Raw genomic sequence first — 21544 nt, forward strand, 5'->3', positions numbered from 1 at the left:
GCGTACCGCGCCGACCGCGCGCTACTGCGTGCCGCGTCAACCCAGGCAGCGCACCCTCCGCGGCCCAGCCGCCGCGTCTCGCCGGAGCGCCGCTGTCAGTGGCCGCTCGCCGCGCCGCCAGGCCGCCGCGGGCCGCCAAGGCCGTCGCGCCCCCTCCATGGCCGAAAATAGAGCCGGCGTCCCGCATGGGGCGCCGGCTTTGCGCGTCCGGACCGGGTTATCAAGCGTGCACCTGGGTCGTTGTCGACGGTCCAGAGCCTCGCGGGTCCGCTGTGGGAGCCCGGTGGCCTAGGTCCCGCCGCAACGTGCCTGCCGTGGCTGATCGCGCGTGGGTTCCCGGTGGCCGTGCACGAGATCCGCAATCGGAGGTCCCGGGAATCCCGGGCTTTCCGCTCCAAACCTCGCCAGTTCTTTCTACGCCCGTCGCGGCTTGATCGCCAGGGCTTCAGGCCTCTTCGCGATTAGTCAGACAAAGGCTGTTCGCCCTGCTCATGACCTTGCGCCACTCTGCTCACAGCCGTCGCGCCGGCCGCGCCGACGGCCATCGCGCCGGCCGCGCCGACGGCCATCGCTCCGGCCGCGCCGACGGCCATCGCTCCGGCGGCCCGGCTGGACTCAGGCGGGGGCTTTGGCGCGACGGTGGCGGGCGTAGATGGCGAAGCCGATCGCGGCGCCGACGCCGACACTGAGGGCCGCCGCGACCGGAACCGCGGGACGGTCGCGCAGGCGCCGGCTCAGCGGGATCGGGTGGCGGAACTCGAGGATGGGCCAGGCGTTCTCGACGGCGGCGCGGCGCAGGGCTCGATCGGGGTTGACGGCGCTGGGGTGGCCGACGGCCTCCAGCATCGGCAGGTCGGTGACCGAGTCCGAGTAGGCGTAGCACTGGGCCAGGTCGTATCCCCGCTCGGCGGCCAGCTCCCGGATGCCGACGACCTTGCTGGGGCCGGCCGCGTAGAACTCCACCTCGCCGCTGTACCGCCCGTCGACGATGCTCATCCGGGTCGCGATGACATCGGTGATGCCCAGCAGCGCGCCGATCGGGCGGACCATCTCGTCGCCCGAGGCGGAGACGAGCACGACGTCGCGCCCGGCCGCCTGGTGCTCGGCGATCAGAGTGGCTGCTTCCGCGTACACATAAGGGTTGATCAGTTCTTCCAGCGTCTCGGCGACGATCTGCTGGAGCTGCTCGACGCGCCAGCCCTTGGAGAGCGCCGCGAGGTAGTCGCGCGTGCGGCTCATGCTCTGCTCGTCGGACCCGCCACCCAGCCGGAACATCAGCTGTGCGTAAGCGGATTTGACCACGTCACGGCGGCTGATCAGGCCATCACGGTAGAAAGGCCGTCCGAAGGCCAGCGCACTGGACTTGGCGATGACGGTCTTGTCGAGGTCGAAAAACGCGGCACTGAGGCCCACGGGCGGCAAGTGTAGCCGCAAGTGGTCGATCTCCGCGGCCCTCGGCGCGCCGAGCGGGGGCACGGTGACGCGCTGTGAAAACGGTCAGACAGGCAGGCATATCCCACTCGGACACAATCGGTACTCGACTGCGATGCTTCCGTGAGGCATGCTTGTGCTGTTGCGATCGGGATTCACGTTGCTGCGGTTGAGTGGTCCCGGCGCTCTCCTCCCCTCAGGCCCTCGGTGATTACGCCCCCCGTGATCACCGAGCCGATTCGGCTCGACCCCCCCGGAGCCGAATCCTCGGACGGCCCCCGTCTCCCCCGACGGGGGTCGTTCCCTATGCGCCCGTGGCCTGGGTCCGTCCGGCGTTGTCGTCCTCGGTGACCAGGCCGAAGAACTCGCACAGCCCGGTGACGTCGAGGACCCGGCGAAAAGACGGCGCCGGGTTGACCACCCGGAAATCCGCGTCGACCTCGGTGGCGGCGCGGTAGCCCTCGATGAGGGCGCCGAGGCCGCTGGAGTCGATGAAGCTCGCCGATCTGAGGTCGACCCGGACGAGCGGGGGCGACCAGTCGGCGACCGCACCACGCACGCAGTCGGCCAGCTCGTCGGCGTTGGAGAAGTCGACCTCGCCCTCGACGATGATCGTGGCCGTGCCGTCGTCGGCGAGCGCGCGCTGGATCGAACTCTCCATGCCAACCCCATTGGTCCGTGTCGTGACCAACATACCCAACCGCCGCCCGGAGCACCCGTTGTGGTGGTCGGCCGATAGCAGATCAACGCGGCCTCCATTCGATATCCACAAGGGCGTTTTCCGTCCACAGGCCTCGTTGCCGCCCCCGACCGGCCTCCGTGACGGTGGGCGCCATGTCCGCACCGCGTCTGCCCCTCGTCGTCACCGCCGACCCCGATCTGCTCGATGACCTGCTCCGGCTCGCCGCCGCCGGAGGCACTCAGGTCGACGTCGCGCCCGACCCTGTGGCCGCCCGTTCCAGGTACGGTCTCGCGCCGCTCGTCATGCTCGGCGCGGACCAGCTCGAGGCGAGCCGCCGTGCCCGATTACCGCGCCGCACCAGAGTGGCCGTGGTGTCCCGGGGCGAGCTGCCGCCGGCGCTGACCGAGATCGCCCGCCGGTCCGGCGCCGAGCACATCGTCGAGCTGCCGACCGCCGAGGCCTGGGTCGTCGACCGCTTCGCCGAACAGCTCGATCAACCGGTCGGCCGGGTCCTGGCCGTGATCGGCGGCCGTGGCGGCGCGGGCGCCAGCATCCTCTCCGGCGGCCTCGCGGTCACCGCCGCCGGCGCCGGCCATCGCACGCTGCTGATCGACGGAGATCCGCTCGGCGGCGGGCTCGACCTGCTGCTCGGCTGGGAGGACGAGGGCGGTCTGCGCTGGTCCTCGCTGGCCGAGGCGGACGGCCGGGTCGATCCGCCGTCGCTGATCGGCTCGCTCCCGCACCGGGGCGACCTGGTGCTGCTGTCCTTCGCCCGCGAGGGGCAGGCCCGGACCGTGCCCGCCGAGGCCATGGCGGCCACCATCGACGCCGCTCGCCGCGCCCGCGACGTGATCGTCGCCGACGTGCCACGACAGCTCGACGACGCGGCCGTGCTCGCGATCGAGTGCGCCGACCGCGCGCTGCTGGTCGTCCCCGCCGAGGTGCGAGCCGTGGCCGCGGCGTCGCGAGTGGCTCGCACGGTTCGGGCGCACCGCGACGAGCTGTCGGTGGTGGTCCGCGGGCCGGCGCCCGGACGGCTCAAGCCGCGTGACGTCGCATCGGCGCTCGGGCTGCCCCTCGCCGGGTCGCTGCGGCCCGAGCCGGCCATGTGCCAGGCGCTCGAGCGCGGCGTGCCCCCGGGCCAGACCGGCAAGGGCGAGCTGGCGGACCTCTGCCGCCGGCTGGTCGGTGAGCTGATGGAGGCGGCATGACGGCGTACGTGGGTCTGGGCGCCCGGCTGTCGGCGTCCGCGCCCGAGGTGGCCGACCGGGTGCGCCACCGGTTCGCGGTCGACGGCGTCGAGGCGACCCCGGCGGCCGTGGTCGACGCGGTGCGGCGGGAGTCGGGCGCCGCGGTCCTGGGTGACACGGCGGTGCTGCGGCTCGCGGACCGGGTGCACGATCGGCTCGTCGGCGCGGGCCCGCTGGCGCCGCTGCTGGACGATCCGGCGGTCACCGACGTCCTGGTGAACGGCCTGGAGGTCTGGATCGACCGCGGCGGCGGCCTGACCCGGGCGGCGGTCTCCTTCGGCGATCTCGACGAGGTACGCCGGCTCGCCCAGCGCCTCGCGGCCGCTTGCGGGCGCCGGCTCGACGACGGCCGGCCGTTCGCCGACGCCCGCCTGCCCGACGGCACCCGGCTGCACGCGGTGCTGCCGCCGGTCGCGACCGAGGGGCCCTACCTGTCCCTGCGAACGTTCCGGCAGCGGCCGTTCACCCTCGACGAGCTGGTCGAGCACGGCACGGTGCCGCAGACGGTCGCGCCGGTCCTCTCGGCGATCGTGGCGGCCCGGCTGGCCTACCTGGTGACCGGCGGCACCGGCAGCGGCAAGACCACCCTGCTGGCCACGCTGCTCGGGCTGGTGCCGCGCACCGAGCGCATCGTCCTGGTCGAGGACGCGGCGGAGCTGCGGCCCGTGCACCCGCACGTGGTGGCCCTTCAGGCGCGCACCTCCAACGTGGAGGGAGCGGGCGCGATCGGGCTGACCGACCTGGTCCGGCAGGCCCTGCGGATGCGGCCCGACCGGCTCGTGGTCGGCGAGTGCCGCGGCGCCGAGATCGTCGACCTGCTCGGCGCCCTCAACACGGGCCACGACGGCGGCGCGGGCACGCTGCACGCCAACGCGCCCGCCGACGTGCCGGCGCGGCTGGAGGCGCTCGGGCTGCTCGGCGGGCTGCCCCGGGCGGCGCTGCACGCGCAGGTGGTCGCGGCCCTCCAGGTGGTGCTCCAGGTTCGGCGTACGGAGCGGGGCCGGGTGCTCGAGTCGGTGAGCGTCCTGCTGCCGAGCGGCGATCAGCGGCTCGCCACCGTGGTGCCGGCCTGGCGGCGGATGCGCGGCGCCGGCCCGGGAGCGGCCGCGCTGGCCCAACTACTGGCGGCCCGTGGCGTACGAGTGCCTGCCGTGCTCTCACCGCCCCAGGGGGCGTCGTGAACTGGTGGGGGTCGTGTCTCGTGATGGCCGGGGCTCTCGTGGCCGTCTGGCGGGGCGGCCCTCGGATTCCTTCGGTCTCGGCGGGCGCGCTCCGGCAGCGGGTCCTGGCAGTTGTCACGAGGCGGCCGCGGGAAGCCCTGGTGAGCGCGGTCTGCGGGTCCGCTGCCGTGGGGCTGCTCGCCGGTGGACCGGTCGCCGCCGTAGTCCTGGCCGTCTACGCGGGCCTCGGCGGTCGTGCGCTGATCAGGCGGTCGGCGCGCCGCGCCGCGGCCACCGAGCGAGCGGCGGCGCTGGATGACCTGGCAGCCCTGGCGGCCGATCTGCGGGCAGGCTTGCCGCCGGCCGCGGCCACCGTTGCCGAGACCGACAGGCTGTCCCGGCTCACGGCGTCGGTGTGGCGGCTCGCCGAGCGCACCGGTGCGCCTGCCGCTGACCTGGTCGAGCGGATCGAGGCCGACGCGCGGGCCACCGACCGTGCCGCGGCCGCCACCGCCGCGCAGGCGGCCGGGGCGCAGGCGACAGCGCTGTTGCTGGCCGCCCTGCCGGGCGCCGGCATCGGGCTGGGCGTGTTCATCGGCGCCGACCCGGTGCAGGTCCTGCTCCACACGCCGCTGGGGGCGGCCTGCGCTCTGGTGGCGGTGGTGCTCCAGGTCGCGGGCCTTCTCTGGGCAGAGAGGCTGGTCGGCCGATGACGGAGACCTCCGCATGCGAGCTCACGAGGTTCCTCCGGGCCACCGGGCCGGCGCGGGTGCCCACCCGGATGTGCTGCATGGCTGCCCTGCTGGGCCGCCGGGACGGCGCACCGGTGAGCGGCCTGTGCGGGACCCGGCCGGCCGGCACCGACCCGCTCGGCGCTGCGGCACCCACCGAGCCCACGGAGCCACGCATCCCGGCGGCGGTCCCGTGACGCTTGTGCTGATCGCCGCCGCGGTGGTGGTGCTCGTGGCGCCGGCGGGCTTTCGGCGGCGACCGGTCCGCCGGGCGCCGTCGCCCGACGGCAAGCGGGCACGCATCGCGCTGGCGGTGGCGATCGGTGTCGCGGTCGCCGCGTTCCTCTGGACGTGGTGGGGCCTGGCGGCCGGAGCCACCGCCGGGCTGGGCGCCGAACGGCTTCTCCGGCGCCGCGAGCCGGCCCGGCTCCGGCAGGACCGGCTCGCCGCCGCGGCCGACCTGCCGCTGGCCGCCGATCTGCTGGCCGCGGCACTTCGGGCCGGCGCCCCGGTCGACCAGGCGGTGGCCGCCGTGGCGGAGGCCCTCGGCGGCCCGCTGGGCGTCCGTCTCAACCGGACGGGCCGTTCGCTGCGACTGGGCGCGGCTCCCGCGGAGGCCTGGGACCACCTGGCCGGGATAACCGGGGCCGCACGGTTGGTGGCGGCAGCCATCCGTTCCAGCGCGAGCGGGGGAGCGCTCGCCGGCGCGCTGGGCCGGCTGGCCGACGACCTACGGGCCGACCAGGCGGTCGCGGCGGAGGCGGCAGCCCAGCGCGCGAGCGTGCTGATCGTGCTGCCCCTGGGCCTGTGCTTCCTGCCCGCCTTTCTGCTGGCCAGCCTCGTGCCCCTGGTGATCGCCGTGCTGGGGGACGTGCTGTGACGCCCCGAACGCCCGGGCGGCCGAGGTCCTCGACGCCACGGGGCTCGGCACGACCGCCTCCGCGGCGGCCCGGTGTGCTCGACCCTGGCCGGCCGGACGGGCGACGGGCACGGTCGCTGCGCTCGGCTCCGCTTGCGTGCTGAGTCCGCCCGTTGGCTTGGCTTCGGCTCCGCTTGGGTGCTGAGCCCCTTGGGCTTGCCTTCGGCCCCGATTGCGCGCTGAGCCCGTTGGCTCGGCTTGTTGGCTCCGTGGCCGGCCGCCGGTGGTGGTGGCCGGTCGCGGTGATCGATGGCCGGTCGCTTCTTGGCGGCCGGCGGAAACCCGAACGAAGGAGAACCACGTGCGCAAACTGATCGCGAACTTCGCCCGGCTGCGGAGCGAGGCCGCGGACGCCGGCATGAGCACCGCTGAGTACGCCGTCGGCACGCTCGCCGCCGTCGCGTTCGCCGGGATCCTGCTCAAGGTCGTCACGAGCGGCAACGTGCAGGCGGCGCTCGGCGCGGTCATCGATCGGGCCCTGAAGTGAGGCGGCGCCGGTGGCCCGGCCGCGACCGGGGAGCGTTCACCGCCGAGCTCGCGGCCGGGCTGCCGGCGCTCATGCTGCTGCTGTTTGCTGGCCTGACAGCGGTCAAGGCGGTGACCGTCCAGGCCCAATGCGTGGCCGCGGCCCGGGAAGCGGCATTGGCCGAGGCGCGCGGCGAGACCGGCCCGGGCGCCGCGGCGGCACCACCCGGCGCCGTCATCGAGATCGGCGGCGCGGGCGAGATGGTCACGGCCCGGGTCAGCGCGCCGATCCGGGTGCTGGGTCGCGGCCCCACCGTGATCACGGTCGAAGGCTCCGCGGTGGCCGCACGGGAGCCCGCGATAGTGGCCGGTGCCGGATGAGAACTCGCGAGCGCGACCGAGGAGCCGCGTCGATCTTTGTGCTCGCCGTGGGGCTGTTCCTGGTAGTCGCCGGCCTCGCCGGAGCCGCGATCGGGGCGGCCCGGGTCGGGCGGCAGGAGGCACGGACGGCCGCCGACCTCGGCGCGCTGGCCGGAGCGTCAGCCGCGGTCTATGGAGACGCGGTGGCCTGCGACCGAGCCGCCCGATTGGTCACGGCGAACGGCGCACGCATGACCTCGTGCGACGTCACCGGCCTCGAAATAGTGGTCGCGGTGACGATCGAGGTGACGCCCCTGCCCGGCCTCACCCGCCACGCCGCGGCCGCGGCCCGCGCCGGCCCGGTCCAGGCCTTGCCACCCTGACCGGCTCCCGGCCAGCCGGCCACACCCATCGCCCGGGCCGGGTGCCGCGTCCCACCGTCCGGGCCGGGTGCCGCGTCCCACCGTCCGGGCCGGGTGCCGCGTCCCATCGCTCGGGCCGGGTGCCGCGTCCCATCGCTCGAGCCGGGTGCCGCGTCCCATCGCTCGGGCCGGATGCCGCGTCCCACCGTCCAGGCCGGGTGTCGCGCCCCACCGCCCAGGTCGCGCCCCCACCAACCGTGCCCGCGCGCCGCATCCCCCACCAACCAAGCCTGCGCTCCACCACCCGGGCGCGCGCCGGGCAGGGCCGCATCGGGCGGGTTGTGGGTGAGGTAGGCGGCGAGCCGCGCCTGAGGGGGCTACGTGGCCTCGGCTTGGTGGGGGATGGGGCGGCCGGCGCTGGACAGGGCTGCGAGGACGGTGTCGAGGACCTGGACGGCGCCGGGCTTGTGGAGGGGGTTGTTGCCGTTGCCGCACTTGGGGGACTGGACGCAGGACGGGCAGCCGGTCTCGCAGGTGCAGGCGGCTATGGCCTCTCGGGTGGCGCTGAGCCATTCCGCGGCTGTGGCGTAGGCGCGTTCGGCGAAGCCCGCTCCGCCGGGGTGGCCGTCGTAGACGAAGACCGTGGGGGCCTCGGTGTCGGCGTGGTTCGCGGTGGAGAGGCCGCCGATGTCCCAGCGGTCGCAAGTCGCGATCAGAGGGAGCAGGCCGATTGCGGCGTGCTCGGCGGCGTGCAGGGCGCCGGGGACGTCCGGTGGCTCCACGCCGGCGGCGGCCAGGGCCTCGGGGGTGATCGTGAACCAGACGGCCACCGTGCGCAGGTCGCGGACGGGGAGGTCGAGCGGCTTCGTGTCGATCACCTCGCCGGTGCTGACGCGGCGGCGCTGGTAGGAGATCACCTGGCTGGTGACCTCGACCTCGCCGAGGAAGAGGCTGATCGGGCCGGCGTCCACGCGGGAGCGCACGCCGAGCACCGCCACGTCGGTGACGTCCCGGGCGTGGGTCGAGTAGTCCGGCTCCTCCTGGTGCACCAGGGCGATCGCGTCGTCCAGGTCGAGGTCGTCGACCACGAACGTGACGCCCTGGTGCAGATAGACCGCGCCCTCGTGCAGCATCATGTGCGACGAGCTCTGGTCGACCGTGCCGAGCAGGCGGCCGGTGGATGCCTCGACCACCGAGACCGGTGCGCCGCCCGCGCCGCGCAGGTCCACGTCGGGGCGGCCCGGGTGGGTCCAGTACCAGCCGGACGGGCGGCGGCGCAGCGCGCCCGAGGCGGTCAGGCCCTCCACCGCGGCGCGGGCCGGCTCGCCGCCGAAGAGTGTCAGGTCCGCCTCGGTCAGCGGGGCCTCGGACGCGGCGCAGCAGAGCTGCGGGCCCAGGACGTAGGGGTTCGCGGGGTCGAGCACCGTGGCCTCGACCGGGCGGCCGAACAGGGCCTCCGGGTGGTGCACCAGGTAGGTGTCCAGCGGGTCGTCGCGGGCGATCAGCACCGCCAGCGCCTCGCCGCCCGCCCGGCCGGCCCGGCCCGCCTGCTGCCACAGGGACGCGCGCGTGCCGGGGTAGCCGCAGATCAGCACCGCGTCGAGGCCCACCAGGTCGACGCCGAGCTCCAGCGCGTTTGTCGACGCCAGGGCCAGCAACTCGCCGGAGAGCAGCGCCCGCTCGATCTCGCGGCGGTCCTCGCGCAGGTAGCCCGCGCGGTAGGCGGCCACCCGGTCGCCCAGCCCGGGCACCGCCTCGTCGAGCTGCCGCCGGGCGATCGTGGCGACCACCTCGGCACCGCGGCGCGACCTGATGAAGGCCAGCGTCCGGGTGCCCGCCGTCACGGCGTCGGTCAGCAGGTCGGCGGTCTCCCGCAACGCCGACCGCCGGACCTGTGGCAGCTCCACCTCGTCCAGATCCGGCAGAGCGATCGCGCCGGAAAGCCCACCGCCGGCAAAAGCAGAGCCGGCGGAGGGGACAGCGCCGCCGGCAAAAGCGGAGCCGGCGGAGGGGACAGCGCCGGCGGCAGAAGCAGGGCCGGTGGAGGGGACAGCGCCGGCGGCAAGAGCAGGGCCGGCGGGAGCAGGAGCGGTGATGTCGTGAAGGTCGACCGGAGCGGGCTGCAGCGGCGGCTCCCACAGGGCAAAGGTCATCGCGCCGCGAGGGGAGGCGTCCTCGGTCACGGCGGTGACGGGCAGGCCGGTCAGCCGGGCCGCCGCGTCGGCTGGGTCGCCCGAGGTCGCCGACGCCAGCACGAACGTGGGCTTCCCGCCGTACCGGGCCGCCGTGCGGCGCAGACGGCGGATCACGTGGGACACGTGGGAGCCGAACACGCCGCGGTAGGCGTGGCACTCGTCGATCACCACGTACGACAAGCGGCGCAGGAACGACGCCCAGCGCGAGTGTCCCGGAAGCAGCGAATGATGCACCATGTCCGGGTTTGTCAGGATCAACCGCGAGTGCTGGCGGATCCACTCGCGCTCCTCGCGCGACGTGTCACCGTCGTATGTGGCCGGGCGCACGCCCGAGAGGCCGAGGCGCGTGACGGCTCTGAGCTGGTCCGCGGCCAGCGCCTTGGTCGGCGACAGGTAGAGCGCCGTTGCCCGTTCGTCGTCCAGCAGGCGGGTGAGCACGGGCAGCTGGTAGGCGAGCGACTTGCCCGAGCCGGTTCCCGTGGCGATCACGACGTGGGTGCCGGCCGCCGCCAGCGACGCCGCGGTGGCCTGGTGTTCCCACGGAGACTTGATCCCGCGGGTGGTCAGCGCCGAAACTAGATCAGGCGCTGCCCAATCCGGCCAGCGCGCTGTGCGGCCGGCCCGCGCCGGCAGCTCCTCGACGTGGGTGACGGGCGACTCCGACGCCGATGCGGTGCGGGCCCGGAGCAGGTGCAACAACTCGGCGGGGCCGAAGGCGGTCGACGTCACGCACAGCACTGTGACACCGGAATGCCGCGAACCTCAAACGGGTACGACGGTGGGTGCCATGCGTCGGCACTATCCGGGCGGTGGTTAGATTCGCTGGGGAGATCGGCTGCCGGATCAGCGTGCCCCGCAGGGAGGAGGAGCGATGGAGCTGTCCCTTGCGACCCGGACTGTCGCCGAGCACACGGTGCTCGAGGTCGGCGGCGAGGTCGACGTCTACACGGCTCCGAGGCTGCGGGAGCGCCTCGTCGAGCTGGTCGACTCCGGCGCTCGCAACGTCATCGTCGACCTGGGCGGCGTCGAGTTCCTCGACTCGACCGGCCTCGGCGTGCTGGTCGGCGCGATGAAGCGCCTGCGCGTCGCGAACGGCAGGTTCGGCCTGGTCTGCTCCAAGGAAGCCCTGCTGAAGATCTTCCGGATCACGGCGCTCGACCAGGTGTTCCCGATCTATCCCACGATCGAGGCGGCTACCGCGGACAGCGACGGCAGCGGTCCGACTTCGTGATGGCGACTGTTCGGCTGTCCTTCTCGCCCGCGCCCGTGCATGTCCGCACGGCACGGCTGGTCGGCGTCGCCGTCGCCCGCCGCGCCGGTGTCGCCGAGGAGCTGCTGGACGAGGTCCGGCTCGCGATCGGCGAGGCCTGCACGCGCGCCGTCGCCCTGCACAACCAGTACGGCGTGGCCGATCTGGTGACCGTCGAGATGTCTGATTCGGACTCGTACACCGTCCGGGTCATCGACCACGCGCCGATCGAGGCGAGCATCGGCCTGACCAAGCTGCCGCCGGACGAGCTCGCCGCCGAGTCGCTGACCGACGAGGACCTGACCACCGGTGTCGGTTTCGCGCTGCTCGCCGGATTTGTCGACGATCTCAAGGTCAGCCCGGTCGAGGACGGGGCGGGCACCGAGGTCCGCATGGTGTGGCCTGTTCAGCGCCGTTAGGACAAACCGGGCGAAGCCCGGCGCATAAACGGCCCTCTATACCCCATCTTCCGGCCGCTAACACAGCGGCAAACATCACCGCGACACGGCCGCATCCGGGTGTGACCATCACCACGTCGGCCGATACAGTACGCGAGTTATCAGCTACTGCTCCTGGTTCCGCGCCCCGCGGGACCCAGTTGTCGTTTCCCCTTCCACGGGGATGCGCCCGGACGGTCTCGTCCGCCGACCCGGGCGCGGTCGGTGTACAGGAGGACATTGATGTCCGGGACCTCGTTAAGTGGTTCCAACGTCACGTTTGTCATCGTGGCGCTGGTATTCGCGCTCATCGCGCTCGGCTTCGCCGCCATGTTCGTCCAGTCGGTGCTCAAGGCCGGCCGGGGAACCAAGAACATGCAGGAGATCGCCGGAGCCGTGCAGGAAGGCGCGTCGGCGTACCTGTTCCGTCAGTTCAAAACGCTCGCCATCTTCGTGGTGATCGCGGTCGTCCTGCTCTTCCTCCTACCGGTGCACGACACCGACAACGAGGTCTGGGTCAAGATCGGCCGATCGCTGTTCTTCATCGTCGGCGCCGTCTTCAGCTCGTTCATCGGCGGCGCGGGCATGGCGCTCGCGACCCGGGCCAACCTTCGGGTGGCCGCGGCCGCCGGCGAGAGCGGTGGCCGCGAGAAGGCGATGGGCATCGCGTTCCGCACCGGTGGCGTGGTCGGCTTCCTCACCGTGGGCCTCGGCCTGTTCGGTGGCGCGCTGGTCGTGCTCATCTTCCGCGGTGACGCCCCGACCGTGCTCGAGGGCTTCGGCTTCGGCGCCGCCCTGCTCGCCATGTTCATGCGGGTCGGCGGCGGCATCTTCACCAAGGCCGCCGACGTCGGCGCCGACCTGGTCGGCAAGGTCGAGCAGGGCATCCCCGAGGACGACCCGCGCAACGCCGCCACCATCGCGGACAACGTGGGCGACAACGTCGGCGACTGCGCCGGCATGGCCGCCGACCTCTTCGAGTCGTACGCGGTGACGCTGGTCGCCGCCCTGATCCTCGGGCAGGCGGCGTTCGGGCAGGACGGCCTGATCTTCCCGCTGATCGTCTCGACGATCGGCGTGGTGATCGCGATCCTCGGTGTCTTCATCACCCGGCTGCGCCCGAGCGACCGCAACGGCCTGACCGCGATCAACCGGGCGTTCTACATCTCCGCGGTGGTCTCGGCGATCGCCGTGGCCGTGGTGACCTTCATCTACCTGCCCAGCACCTTCGCGGGCTTCGACGACGACGGCATCGACGCCGGCGTGATCGCCAGCGGCCAGGACCCGCGCTGGGTCGCGATCGGCGCGGTCGTGATCGGCATCGTGCTGGCCGCCGCCATCCAGGCGCTGACCGGCTACTTCACCGAGACCAACCGGCGCCCGGTGCAGGACATCGGCAAGTCGTCGCAGACCGGCGCGGCCACCGTCGTGCTGGCCGGCATCAGCGTCGGCCTGGAGTCGGCCGTCTACTCGGCGCTGCTCATCGGCGCCGGCGTCTACGGCGCCTTCCTGCTGGGCGGCACGTCGCTGACATTGTCGCTCTTCGCGGTCGCGCTGGCCGGCATCGGCCTGCTCACCACGGTCGGCGTCATCGTCGCGATGGACACCTTCGGCCCGATCTCGGACAACGCGCAGGGCATCGCCGAGATGTCCGGCGACGTCGACGAGCGGGGCGCCCAGATCCTCACCGAGCTGGACGCGGTCGGCAACACCACCAAGGCGATCACCAAGGGCATCGCGATCGCCACGGCCGTGCTCGCGGCCACGGCGCTCTTCGGCTCGTACACCAACAGCCTGGCGACGTCGCTGGCCGACGCGGGCGTCAGCCCCGAGCGGGTCGGCGGCGAGATCCTCGGCCTGCTGAACATCGCGAACCCGCGCAGCCTGGTCGGCCTGCTGGTCGGCGCGGCGGTCGTGTTCCTCTTCTCCGGCCTCGCCATCAACGCCGTCTCCCGCTCGGCGGGCGCCGTCGTGATGGAGGTCCGCCGCCAGTTCCGGGAGTTCCCGGGCATCATGGACCGCACCCAGCGGCCCGAGTACGGCCGCGTCGTCGACATCTGCACCCGGGACGCGCAGCGCGAGCTGCTCACCCCCGGCCTGCTGGCGATCATGGCGCCGATCGCTGTCGGCTTCGGCCTCGGCGCCGGCGCGCTGGCGTCCTACCTGGCCGGTGCGATCGGCGCGGGCACGCTGATGGCGGTCTTCCTGGCCAACTCCGGTGGCGCCTGGGACAACGCCAAGAAGCTGGTCGAGGACGGCAACTTCGGCGGCAAGGGCTCCGAGGCGCACGAGGCGACCGTCATCGGTGACACCGTCGGCGACCCGTTCAAGGACACCGCGGGCCCGGCGATCAACCCGCTGATCAAGGTGATGAACCTGGTCTCGCTGCTGATCGCCCCGGCTGTGGTGGCCTGGAGCATCGGCAACGACCAGAACAACCCGCTGCGCATCACCATCGCGATCGTCGCCGCGGCGGTCGTGGTCGCGGCGGTCGTCTGGAGCAAGCGCAAGCCGATCTCGATGGGCGACGACACGCCGACCCCGGCGGCCGGCGGCACCACGCCGACCGCGAAGGTCACGGCCTGACGCGGCCGCTGAGCCGGTCTGCGGGGGCATCCGGCGTCGCCGGGTGCCCCCGCACCATAGATGAGGTTGTCGGACCTTGCCCGTACGCTGCTTCCCATGCGCCCGGCCCGACCCCTCGCTCTGCTGGCTCTTCTCGCGCTCCTCGCACCCTTGGCCGCCTGCTCAGGCGCGCACAGCGCCCGCGCGTGGGCGACCTCGGTCTGCACCACGCTCGAGCCGTGGCGCAGCGAGATCGGCTCGCTCGCCACCCGTACCCAACAGCAGATGGACACCGCCACCACGCCCAACCAGGCGAAGGACAACCTGACCCGGCTGTTCGCCGGCGCCGAGGACGCGAGCGAGCGTGCCCGCGCCGGCGTGGCCAAGGCGGGAGTGCCCGACGTGGACGACGGGCAGCAGATCGCCGACGGCTTCGTCACCTCGCTCTCCTCGATGCGCGACGCCTACGCAAAGGCCAAGGGCGGCATCCAGGGCCTTCAGACCGCCCCGGCGGAGACCTTCTATCAGCAGGTCACCCAGGTGGTCGCCCAGTTGCAGGCCGACTACGAGGCGAGCGGCCTCGACACCAGCAAGCTCAACTCGCAGGAGCTCCAGGCGGCCTTCGACGAAGTGCCCGAGTGCCGGTGAGATGACCGAGACGGGGTGGCCGCTGATCCCGCGCGAGGTTCTCCCCGCGCCGGTCCCGGCTGCCAAGCGCCGCCCGCAGCAGCGTGCCTCGCCGCCGGGCGCGGAGGCGGGACGGCAACTGCCGATCTTCGGGGCCGAGACGACCGAGCCGTCGCCGGCCGATCTGGCCGGGCTGCTCGCCGGTCCCGGCCGGCTGGGCCGCATGGGTGGCACGGCCCGGGTCTCGGTGCCCGTCGACGCCGCCTGGCGGGTGCACGTGCTGGTCGCCGAGCTGGTCAGCCGGGGGCTCGTGGCCAACTGGCGGCCCATGGAGATCGAAAAAACCGACAAACCAGACACCGGTGAGGAGTCGGACGCCGAGTCGGCGACCGAGGCGCAGATCACGGAAGTGGATACGCCGCCCGAGGCGGGACCCCGTTTCGAGGTGCTCACGGCGTACTCCCGGAGGTTGAACGGTCTTGCCCAGGCGTGGCCTGAGGCCGCCGCCAAGCTCTTCCTCGGCGGGCCCCGCCTGCGGCTCTGGGTCGCGGCCGCCGGAGAGCCGGTCGCGGGGGGATACGCGCTGGGTCTCGACCCTGACAAGGACACCGTGGAGATCGATGCGGCGCTGGTCCGGGCCGGTCTGGCAGGCCGATTGTCAGAAGACGGACGACAATATGTGATCAAGGGGAGGAGACGGGTCGCGCGCCTGGCTGAGCTGGTCGGAGAACGCCCCTCGGCGGCGCCGGAGGAAGTCTGGCCCCGGGGCGCGGGTGCATGATCTTCCTGGATTGTGTGCGACACGACGGCATGTTCCCGGTGTACGGTGTCGCCGTCGGACGCGTGCGGTGGCCGGACCGTTACCATCCGACTCCGGGGTGCGGAGGGAATGAGGGCTCGTCCGGCGCGTTACGTTGAAAGTCTGCGCTCCGCCGGAGGGATGGCGGAACGCTGAGGACAGCTGAGTGCGAAGTGTGGGAGTGCCGTGCCGAGTGACACCAGGACGACCCGTCTGGTCATCGTCGAGTCCCCGTCGAAGGCCAAGACGATCGCCGGTTACCTTGGGCCCGACTATTTCGTCGAGGCCTCCTTCGGCCATGTCCGCGACCTGCCGCGCAAGGCGGCCGACGTGCCCGCGAAGTACAAGGGCGAGTCGTGGGCGCGGCTCGGCGTCGATGTCGACAACGGCTTCCACGCGCTCTACGTCGTCTCCCAGGACCGCAAGGCCCAGATAGCCAAGCTCCAGAAGCTGGCGAAGGAAGTCGACGAGATCTTCCTCGCCACCGATGAGGACCGCGAGGGCGAGGCCATCGCCTGGCACCTGGTCGAGACGATCAAGCCGCGCGTCCCGGTCAAGCGCATGGTCTTCCACGAGATCACCAAGCCGGCCATCCAGGCCGCCGTGGCCAACCCGCGCGACATCGACCGCGACCTGGTCGACGCCCAGGAGGCCCGCCGCATCCTCGACCGCCTCTACGGCTACGAGGTCAGCCCCGTCCTCTGGAAGAAGGTCATGCCCGGCTTGTCCGCCGGGCGTGTCCAATCCGTGGCCACCCGCATCGTGGTGGAGCGTGAGCGCCAGCGCATGGCGTTCCGCACCGCGGAATACTGGGACATCCTGGCCACCCTCGCCGTCCAGGGACAGGTCGAGGGGCCGCGCAGCTTCAACGCCACGCTGATCGCCCTCGACGGCGACCGCGTCGCCACCGGCAAGGACTTCGAGCCCACCACCGGCCAGGTCAAGGCCGGCGCCGGCGTGGTGCACCTCGACGAGAGCGGCGCCCGCGGCCTCGCCGCCCGCCTCGACGACCGCCCGTTCACCGTCACCCGGGTCGAGGAGAAGCCGTACCGCCGCCGGCCGTACGCGCCGTTCATCACCTCGACGCTCCAGCAGGAGGCCGCCCGCAAGCTGCGGTTCTCCGCCTCACAGACGATGCGCACCGCGCAGAAGCTGTACGAGAACGGCTACATCACCTACATGCGTACCGACTCGGTCAACCTGTCGGAGACCGCGCTCACCGCGGCCCGCCGTCAGATCGCCGAGCTGTACGGCCCGTCGAACGTGCCGCCGCAGCCGCGCCGCTACACCGGCAAGGTCAAGAACGCGCAGGAGGCGCACGAGGCCATCCGCCCCGCCGGCGACAACTTCCGCACGCCGGGCGAGGTCGCCAACGAGCTCTCCACCGACGAGTTCAAGCTGTACGAGCTGATCTGGCGCCGCACCATCGCGTCCCAGATGACCGACGCGGTCGGCAACTCGGTGAGCGTCCGGATCCGCGCGATCTCCACGGCGAACGAGGAGGTCGACTTCGCCGCCTCCGGCAAGACGATCACCGATCCCGGCTTCCTGCGGGCCTACGTGGAGTCCTCCGACGACGAGAACGCCGAGGCCGAGGACGCCGAGCGCCGCCTGCCGACCCTGGTCAAGGACCAGCCGCTGACCGCCGAGGAGCTGGCCGCCGTCGGCCACCACACCTCGCCGCCCGCCCGCTACACCGAGGCGTCTCTGGTCAAGGCGCTGGAGGAGCTGGGCATCGGACGCCCGTCGACCTACGAGTCGATCATGCGGACGATCCAGGACCGGGGGTACGTCGAGAAGCGCGGCCAGGCGATGATCCCGTCGTTCCTGGCGTTCGCGGTGATCGGCCTGCTCGAGGGTCACTACCCGCGCCTGGTCGACTACAACTTCACGGCCTCGATGGAGAGCCAGCTCGACGACATCGCCGGTGGCGACCACGCCGCGCTCGACTTCCTCACCTCCTTCTACTTCGGCAGCCAGACCGCGGGCGCCGACGACGCGATCGCCAAGGCCGGCGGCCTCAAGAAGATGGTCACCGAGAACCTGAGCGCGATCGACGCCCGCTCGGTCAACTCGATCCCGCTCTTCACCGACGAGCAGGGCCGCGCCGTGGTGGTCCGGGTCGGCCGCTTCGGCCCCTACCTGGAGCGCCGGCTGCCCACCGCCGACGAGGACGTGCAGGGCGAGCGCGCCTCGATCCCCGAGGGCCTGGCCCCCGACGAGCTCACTCCCGAAAAGGTCGACGAGCTCTACCTGGGCGACGGCGGCGAGCGGACGCTCGGCGACGACCCGGCGACCGGGGAGCCCGTGCAGCTCAAGTCGGGCCGCTTCGGGCCGTACGTGCAGAGCGGCGAGCGCAAGTCGTCGCTGTTCAAGTCGCACGTGCCCGACGAGCTCACCCTCGAGCAGGCGCTCAAGCTGCTGACCCTGCCGCGCACGCTCGGCGTCGACGCCGAGGGCAAGGAGATCACGGCGGCGAACGGCCGCTACGGCCCCTACATCAAGCGCGACACCGACTACCGGTCGCTGGAGAACGAGGACAAGCTCTTCACGGTCACGCTCGACGAGGCGCTGGCGCTGCTGGCGCAGCCGAAGACCCGTCAGCGCCGGGCCGCCGCGCCGCCGCTGCGCGAGATGGGTCCCGACCCGGTCACCGAGAAGCCTCTGGTGATCAAGGACGGGCGCTTCGGGCCGTACGTGACCGACGGCGAATACAACGCGTCGCTGCGCCGCGGGCAGACGCCCGAGGAGCTGACCGTCGAGCAGGCGTCCGAGATGCTCGCCGAGAAGCGCGCCAAGGGCCCCGCGCCGAAGAAGAAGGCGGCGAAGAAGGCCGCGGCCAAGACCGCCGAGCCGGCCGCCAAGAAGGCGCCGGCCAAGAAGGCGACCGCGGCGAAGAAGGCAACCGCGGTGAAGAAGGCGGCTCCCAAGAAGGCGGCTCCCAAGAAGGCCGCCGCCTCCGCCGAGTAGGGCTCAGGCTCCGAGCACCCGGTCCAGGTATTCGTTCGCGAAGACCCGGGCCGGGTCGAGCCGATCCCGCACGGCCACGAAGTCGTCGAACCTCGGATAGGCCGGGCGCAGGTCGTCGGCGCTGCGATAGTGCAGCTTGCCCCAGTGCGGGCGCCCGCCCAGCGGCTGGCAGACGGCCTCCATGGCGCGGAAGTACGGCTCGTGCGTGACTCCCGAGTACTGGTGGATGGCGACGTAGGCGGAGTCGCGCCCGTACCCGTGCGACAGCCAGACGTCGTCCGGGGCGGTGAAGCGCACCTCGACCGGGAACTGCACCTTGAACGGCAGCCCGTCGATGATTCGTGGCAACGCGTCCAGCACCTCGGGCAGCGCCGCGCGCGGGATCTCGTACTCCATCTCGGTGAAACGCACTCGCCGCGGCGTGCAGAAGACTCGATCCGACCGCTCCGTGTAGGTCCTCGCCGTCAGGGCGCGGGCCGCGATGCTCTGGATGGCCGGCACGGTCGCCGGCACCGCCTTGCCGAGGCGGCAGACGCCCTGGAAGAGGGTGTTCGACAGGAACTCGTCGTCCAGCCAGCCGCGGAACGGCGACAGCGGCCGATCGTGCTCCGGCACGCAATTGTTGCGCTTGAGCTGAGCACGGTCCGTGTACGGGTACCAGTAGAACTCGACGTGGTCGTTGCCCTGGATCAGCTCGTCGAGCCCCGCCAGCACGTCGGCCAGCGCCATCGGCCGCTCGTCGGCGAGCAGCGTGAACGCCGGCACGCACCGCAGCGTCACCTCGACGAGGATGCCCAGTGCGCCGAGCCCCAGCTGCACGGCCGGGAAGATCTCGTCGCCCTTCGTGACCGTCAGCGTCTCGCCGGAGCCGGTGACGATCGTGACGCCCTCGACGCAGGACGCCAGCGTGGTGTGCCCGCCGCCGGTGCCGTGCGTGCCCGTCGAGATGGCGCCGGCGACCGTCTGCTGGTCGATGTCGCCGAGGTTGGGCATCGCGAGCCCGTGCTCGGCCAGCACGGCGTTCAGCTTGGCCAGCTGCATCCCCGCCTGCACGGTGACCAGGTCGCCGTCCACCGAGACCAGCTCGTTGAGCCGGTGCAGCACCATCCGCTGGTCGGTGGCCACGGCGATGGACGTGAACGAGTGGCCGCTGCCGACCGCCTTCACCCTGCGTCCGTTTCCCGACGCATCCTTGACGTGGGCCGTCACCTCGTCGACAGTGCCAGGGGTCAGGACGTCGGCGGCGATGGCCTGCTGGTTGCCGCCCCAGTTGATCCAACGGCGGGCGTTCAGGGGGGTCGTCATGATGGCTTTGTCCTCCGTACGAGCGCACAGTCGCACAAAACCGGGGACGCCGCGTATCTCCCGCGTCCCGTCGATGCCTCTCGCTCGTTGATCCGAGTAACGTTCCGATATTCACTGCTGAGAGGGAGTGGCGACGCGTGTCGACACCAACCGTCACCACCGGGCCCCTGCGCCGGGTCCCGGTGCAGGGCAGAAGCGTTGCCCGGGTCCAACGCATGCTCGACGCCTGCGCCGAGCTCGTCGACGAGGTGGGCTACGAGGGCCTGACCACGACGCTGCTCGCCGAGCGCGCCGAGGTCGCCATCGGCTCGGTCTACCAGTTCTTCCCCGACAAGCGGGCGATCGTGCAGGCGCTGGCCATGCGCAACATGGACGCGTACCTCCAGAGCCTGTCCGACCGGTTCGGCAGCGAGACCTTCGCCCACTGGTGGGACGGAGTCGACGCGGCCATCGACGCGTACATCGACATGCACCGCAGCGTGCCCGGCTTCCGCACGCTGCACTTCGGTGACGTGGTCGACGTGCACCTGCTCGACGTCGAGCGGGACAACAACGCGGTGATCGCCGACCGCCTCGCCGAGCTGCTGGTCGACCAGTTCCAGCTGATGGACCGCGCGCGGCTGCGCTTCGCGCTGCAGATCTCGGTGGAGGCGGCGGACGCGCTGATCAAGCTGGCGTTCCGGCGCGACCAGAACGGTGACGAGGCCGTGCTGACCGAGGCCAAGGCGCTGATCCGGGAGTACCTGCACCGTCACGTGCCCAGCTGACCGGTCGTCACCCCAGAAACGCATGGCCCTCCCCGCGGTACGTCGGGGTCGGCGCCGCTGTCTCGCCGTCGATCAGCTGAAGCTCGTTGACGTGTTCGCACAGCTCGCCGGCCTTGGCGTGACGGAACCAGACGCGGTCGCCCGGCCGTAGCGTCGCCGCGGCGGCGCCGACCAGCGGCGTCTGCACCTCGCCGGGGCCCTCGTCGGGCTTGAACCGCAGGCCGGCCGGCAGGTAGGGGGTGGGCTGGCGGGACGTCTCGGCGGGTCCGGAGGCGATCCAGCCGCCGCCGAGCACCGTCGCGATCCGCGGCGCCGGCCTGCGCACGACGCTCAGCGCGAAGAAGGCGGCGGGGGTCGGGCGCCACGCGCTGTAGGCGTCGAAGAGCGTCGGCCCGTAGAGCCCGGAACCGGCGGTGACCTCGGTGACCGCCGGGTCGGCGCTGGTCGCGGCCACGCTGCCGGTGCCGCCGCCGTTCACGAACTCCAGGTCGGCGTGCTCCCGGACGGCCGCCACGGCCGCTCCCCGCCGCTCGATCAGCTCGGGGAGGGATTTCGACTGCATCAGGCGGATGGCCCGGCCCTTGAGGGTCTGGCCGGGTGGCAGGTCACCCAGTCCGGCGATCTGCGCCTCGTACGACATCATGCCGACGAGCGCGAAGCCGGGCCGCGCCACGAGACGGCGGGCCAGCGTGCCGGCCTGTGCCGCACTGTGCACCGGCGAACGACGTACCCCCAGGTGCAGCGACCCCGCCGGCCGCCAGGAGGAGTCGAGATCGAGGCACAGCCGCACCGGCGCGGGGCGAGCGCCCGGCGGCGTCACCTGGTCGACCAGGTCGAGGTGGCTGGGGTGATCGACCATGATCGAGATGGCGGCTGCCAGGTCCGGCTGGGTGGTCAGCTCGCGCAGGGCGATCCGATCGACGGTCGGGTACGCCACCAGGACGTCATCGGTCAGGCCCTGGCGCACCAGCCAGATCGCCTCACCCAGGGTGTACGCCATGACGCCGCGCCAGCCCGGCCGCGCCAGCACGCGTTCGAGCAGCGCCCGGCACCGCACCGACTTGCTCGCCACGCGCAGCGGCTTGCCGCCCGCCCGCGCCACGAGCTGGGCGGCGTTGTCGTCGAAGGCGGCCAGGTCGACGGCGGCGACCGGCGTCTCGAGGTGGCCGGTGGCCCGGTCGAGCCGCTTCTGCAGAAGTGTGCGGTCGATCACGCCAGCAACTTAACGCGTGATGAAGGCAACGCGAAAGGGCTTCACTTTTTCGATACC

The 21544-nt window shown here is 72.5% G+C and carries 20 protein-coding genes; 15 read left to right on the plus strand and 5 right to left on the minus strand.

From position 1 onward, the window contains the following. Positions 1-615: 615 nt before the first annotated feature. Both Ade02nite_RS32325 and Ade02nite_RS32330 read right to left on the minus strand, forming a co-directional pair. A complete protein-coding gene (locus Ade02nite_RS32325) occupies positions 616-1413 on the minus strand; it encodes an HAD family hydrolase (RefSeq protein ID WP_203772150.1) in 798 nt (265 codons plus the stop codon). Positions 1414-1735: 322 nt separating this feature from the next. Beyond that, entirely contained in the window at positions 1736-2092 is a 357-nt protein-coding gene (locus tag Ade02nite_RS32330) for an STAS domain-containing protein (RefSeq protein ID WP_203772152.1), read from the minus strand. A gap of 173 nt (positions 2093-2265) precedes the next feature. Here Ade02nite_RS32330 and ssd point away from each other — a divergent pair, with 173 nt between their 5' ends. The 8 genes from ssd (at position 2266) to Ade02nite_RS32365 (ending at position 7381) form a co-directional block, all read left to right on the plus strand. After that, entirely contained in the window at positions 2266-3324 is a 1059-nt protein-coding gene (gene ssd, locus Ade02nite_RS32335) for a septum site-determining protein Ssd (protein ID WP_203772154.1), read from the plus strand. Beyond that, entirely contained in the window at positions 3321-4544 is a 1224-nt protein-coding gene (locus Ade02nite_RS32340) for a TadA family conjugal transfer-associated ATPase (RefSeq protein WP_203772156.1), read from the plus strand. The genes ssd and Ade02nite_RS32340 overlap by 4 nt, the downstream gene beginning before the upstream one ends. Before the next feature lie 140 nt (positions 4545-4684). Continuing rightward, positions 4685-5236, plus strand: coding sequence for a hypothetical protein (locus Ade02nite_RS32345; protein WP_203772158.1), 552 nt, complete (start codon positions 4685-4687; stop codon positions 5234-5236). Continuing rightward, positions 5233-5451, plus strand: a complete 219-nt coding sequence (locus tag Ade02nite_RS49725) for a hypothetical protein (protein WP_239169223.1) — start codon at positions 5233-5235, stop codon at positions 5449-5451. Before Ade02nite_RS32345 ends, Ade02nite_RS49725 begins: the two co-directional genes overlap by 4 nt. A 5-nt stretch (positions 5452-5456) precedes the next feature. After that, positions 5457-6134, plus strand: coding sequence for a type II secretion system F family protein (locus Ade02nite_RS32350; RefSeq protein ID WP_379036788.1), 678 nt, complete (start codon positions 5457-5459; stop codon positions 6132-6134). Between the two features lie 397 nt (positions 6135-6531). Then, a complete protein-coding gene (locus Ade02nite_RS32355; protein ID WP_379036790.1) occupies positions 6532-6660 on the plus strand; it encodes a DUF4244 domain-containing protein in 129 nt (42 codons plus the stop codon). Further along, a complete protein-coding gene (locus Ade02nite_RS32360) occupies positions 6657-7019 on the plus strand; it encodes a TadE family type IV pilus minor pilin (RefSeq protein ID WP_203772164.1) in 363 nt (120 codons plus the stop codon). Before Ade02nite_RS32355 ends, Ade02nite_RS32360 begins: the two co-directional genes overlap by 4 nt. Beyond that, positions 7016-7381 (plus strand): Rv3654c family TadE-like protein, encoded by a 366-nt coding sequence (locus Ade02nite_RS32365; RefSeq protein WP_203772166.1) that lies wholly within the window; start codon positions 7016-7018, stop codon positions 7379-7381. The genes Ade02nite_RS32360 and Ade02nite_RS32365 overlap by 4 nt, the downstream gene beginning before the upstream one ends. Before the next feature lie 356 nt (positions 7382-7737). Here the strand turns inward: Ade02nite_RS32365 and Ade02nite_RS32370 are convergent, their stop codons facing one another. Next, on the minus strand, positions 7738-10293 hold the full coding sequence (locus Ade02nite_RS32370; protein WP_239169224.1) for a DEAD/DEAH box helicase: 2556 nt from the start codon (positions 10291-10293) through the stop codon (positions 7738-7740). 133 nt (positions 10294-10426) lie between these two features. On the opposite strand from Ade02nite_RS32370, the gene Ade02nite_RS32375 reads away from it, so the two are divergent. The 6 genes from Ade02nite_RS32375 to topA all read left to right on the plus strand — a co-directional run bounded on the left by Ade02nite_RS32375 (position 10427) and on the right by topA (position 18202). Further along, on the plus strand, positions 10427-10786 hold the full coding sequence (locus Ade02nite_RS32375) for an STAS domain-containing protein (protein ID WP_203772170.1): 360 nt from the start codon (positions 10427-10429) through the stop codon (positions 10784-10786). Next, entirely contained in the window at positions 10783-11223 is a 441-nt protein-coding gene (locus Ade02nite_RS32380; RefSeq protein WP_203772172.1) for an ATP-binding protein, read from the plus strand. Before Ade02nite_RS32375 ends, Ade02nite_RS32380 begins: the two co-directional genes overlap by 4 nt. 261 nt (positions 11224-11484) lie before the next feature. Then, positions 11485-13827 (plus strand): sodium-translocating pyrophosphatase, encoded by a 2343-nt coding sequence (locus tag Ade02nite_RS32385; RefSeq protein WP_203772174.1) that lies wholly within the window; start codon positions 11485-11487, stop codon positions 13825-13827. Positions 13828-13923: 96 nt separating this feature from the next. Next, complete coding sequence (locus Ade02nite_RS32390) at positions 13924-14454, plus strand: hypothetical protein (RefSeq protein WP_203772176.1); 531 nt, start codon at positions 13924-13926, stop codon at positions 14452-14454. Between the two features lies 1 nt (position 14455). Next, the gene (locus tag Ade02nite_RS32395; RefSeq protein WP_203772178.1) at positions 14456-15214 is read left to right on the plus strand and encodes a hypothetical protein; all 759 of its coding nucleotides are present in this window, start codon (positions 14456-14458) and stop codon (positions 15212-15214) included. Between the two features lie 204 nt (positions 15215-15418). Beyond that, positions 15419-18202, plus strand: coding sequence for a type I DNA topoisomerase (gene topA, locus Ade02nite_RS32400; RefSeq protein WP_203772180.1), 2784 nt, complete (start codon positions 15419-15421; stop codon positions 18200-18202). A 3-nt stretch (positions 18203-18205) separates the two neighbouring features. Here topA and Ade02nite_RS32405 read toward each other — a convergent pair whose 3' ends face one another. Further along, entirely contained in the window at positions 18206-19507 is a 1302-nt protein-coding gene (locus tag Ade02nite_RS32405) for a D-arabinono-1,4-lactone oxidase (RefSeq protein WP_203772182.1), read from the minus strand. Between the two features lie 137 nt (positions 19508-19644). Between Ade02nite_RS32405 and Ade02nite_RS32410 the strand changes: the two genes are divergently transcribed. Next, on the plus strand, positions 19645-20274 hold the full coding sequence (locus tag Ade02nite_RS32410) for a TetR/AcrR family transcriptional regulator (protein ID WP_203772184.1): 630 nt from the start codon (positions 19645-19647) through the stop codon (positions 20272-20274). 7 nt (positions 20275-20281) lie between these two features. Here the strand turns inward: Ade02nite_RS32410 and Ade02nite_RS32415 are convergent, their stop codons facing one another. Further along, a complete protein-coding gene (locus Ade02nite_RS32415) occupies positions 20282-21487 on the minus strand; it encodes an amino acid deaminase/aldolase (protein WP_203772186.1) in 1206 nt (401 codons plus the stop codon). Between the last annotated feature and the right edge of the window lie 57 nt (positions 21488-21544).

This window comes from Paractinoplanes deccanensis, from assembly GCF_016862115.1.
GTDB classification, from domain to species: Bacteria; Actinomycetota; Actinomycetes; order Mycobacteriales; family Micromonosporaceae; genus Actinoplanes; species Actinoplanes deccanensis.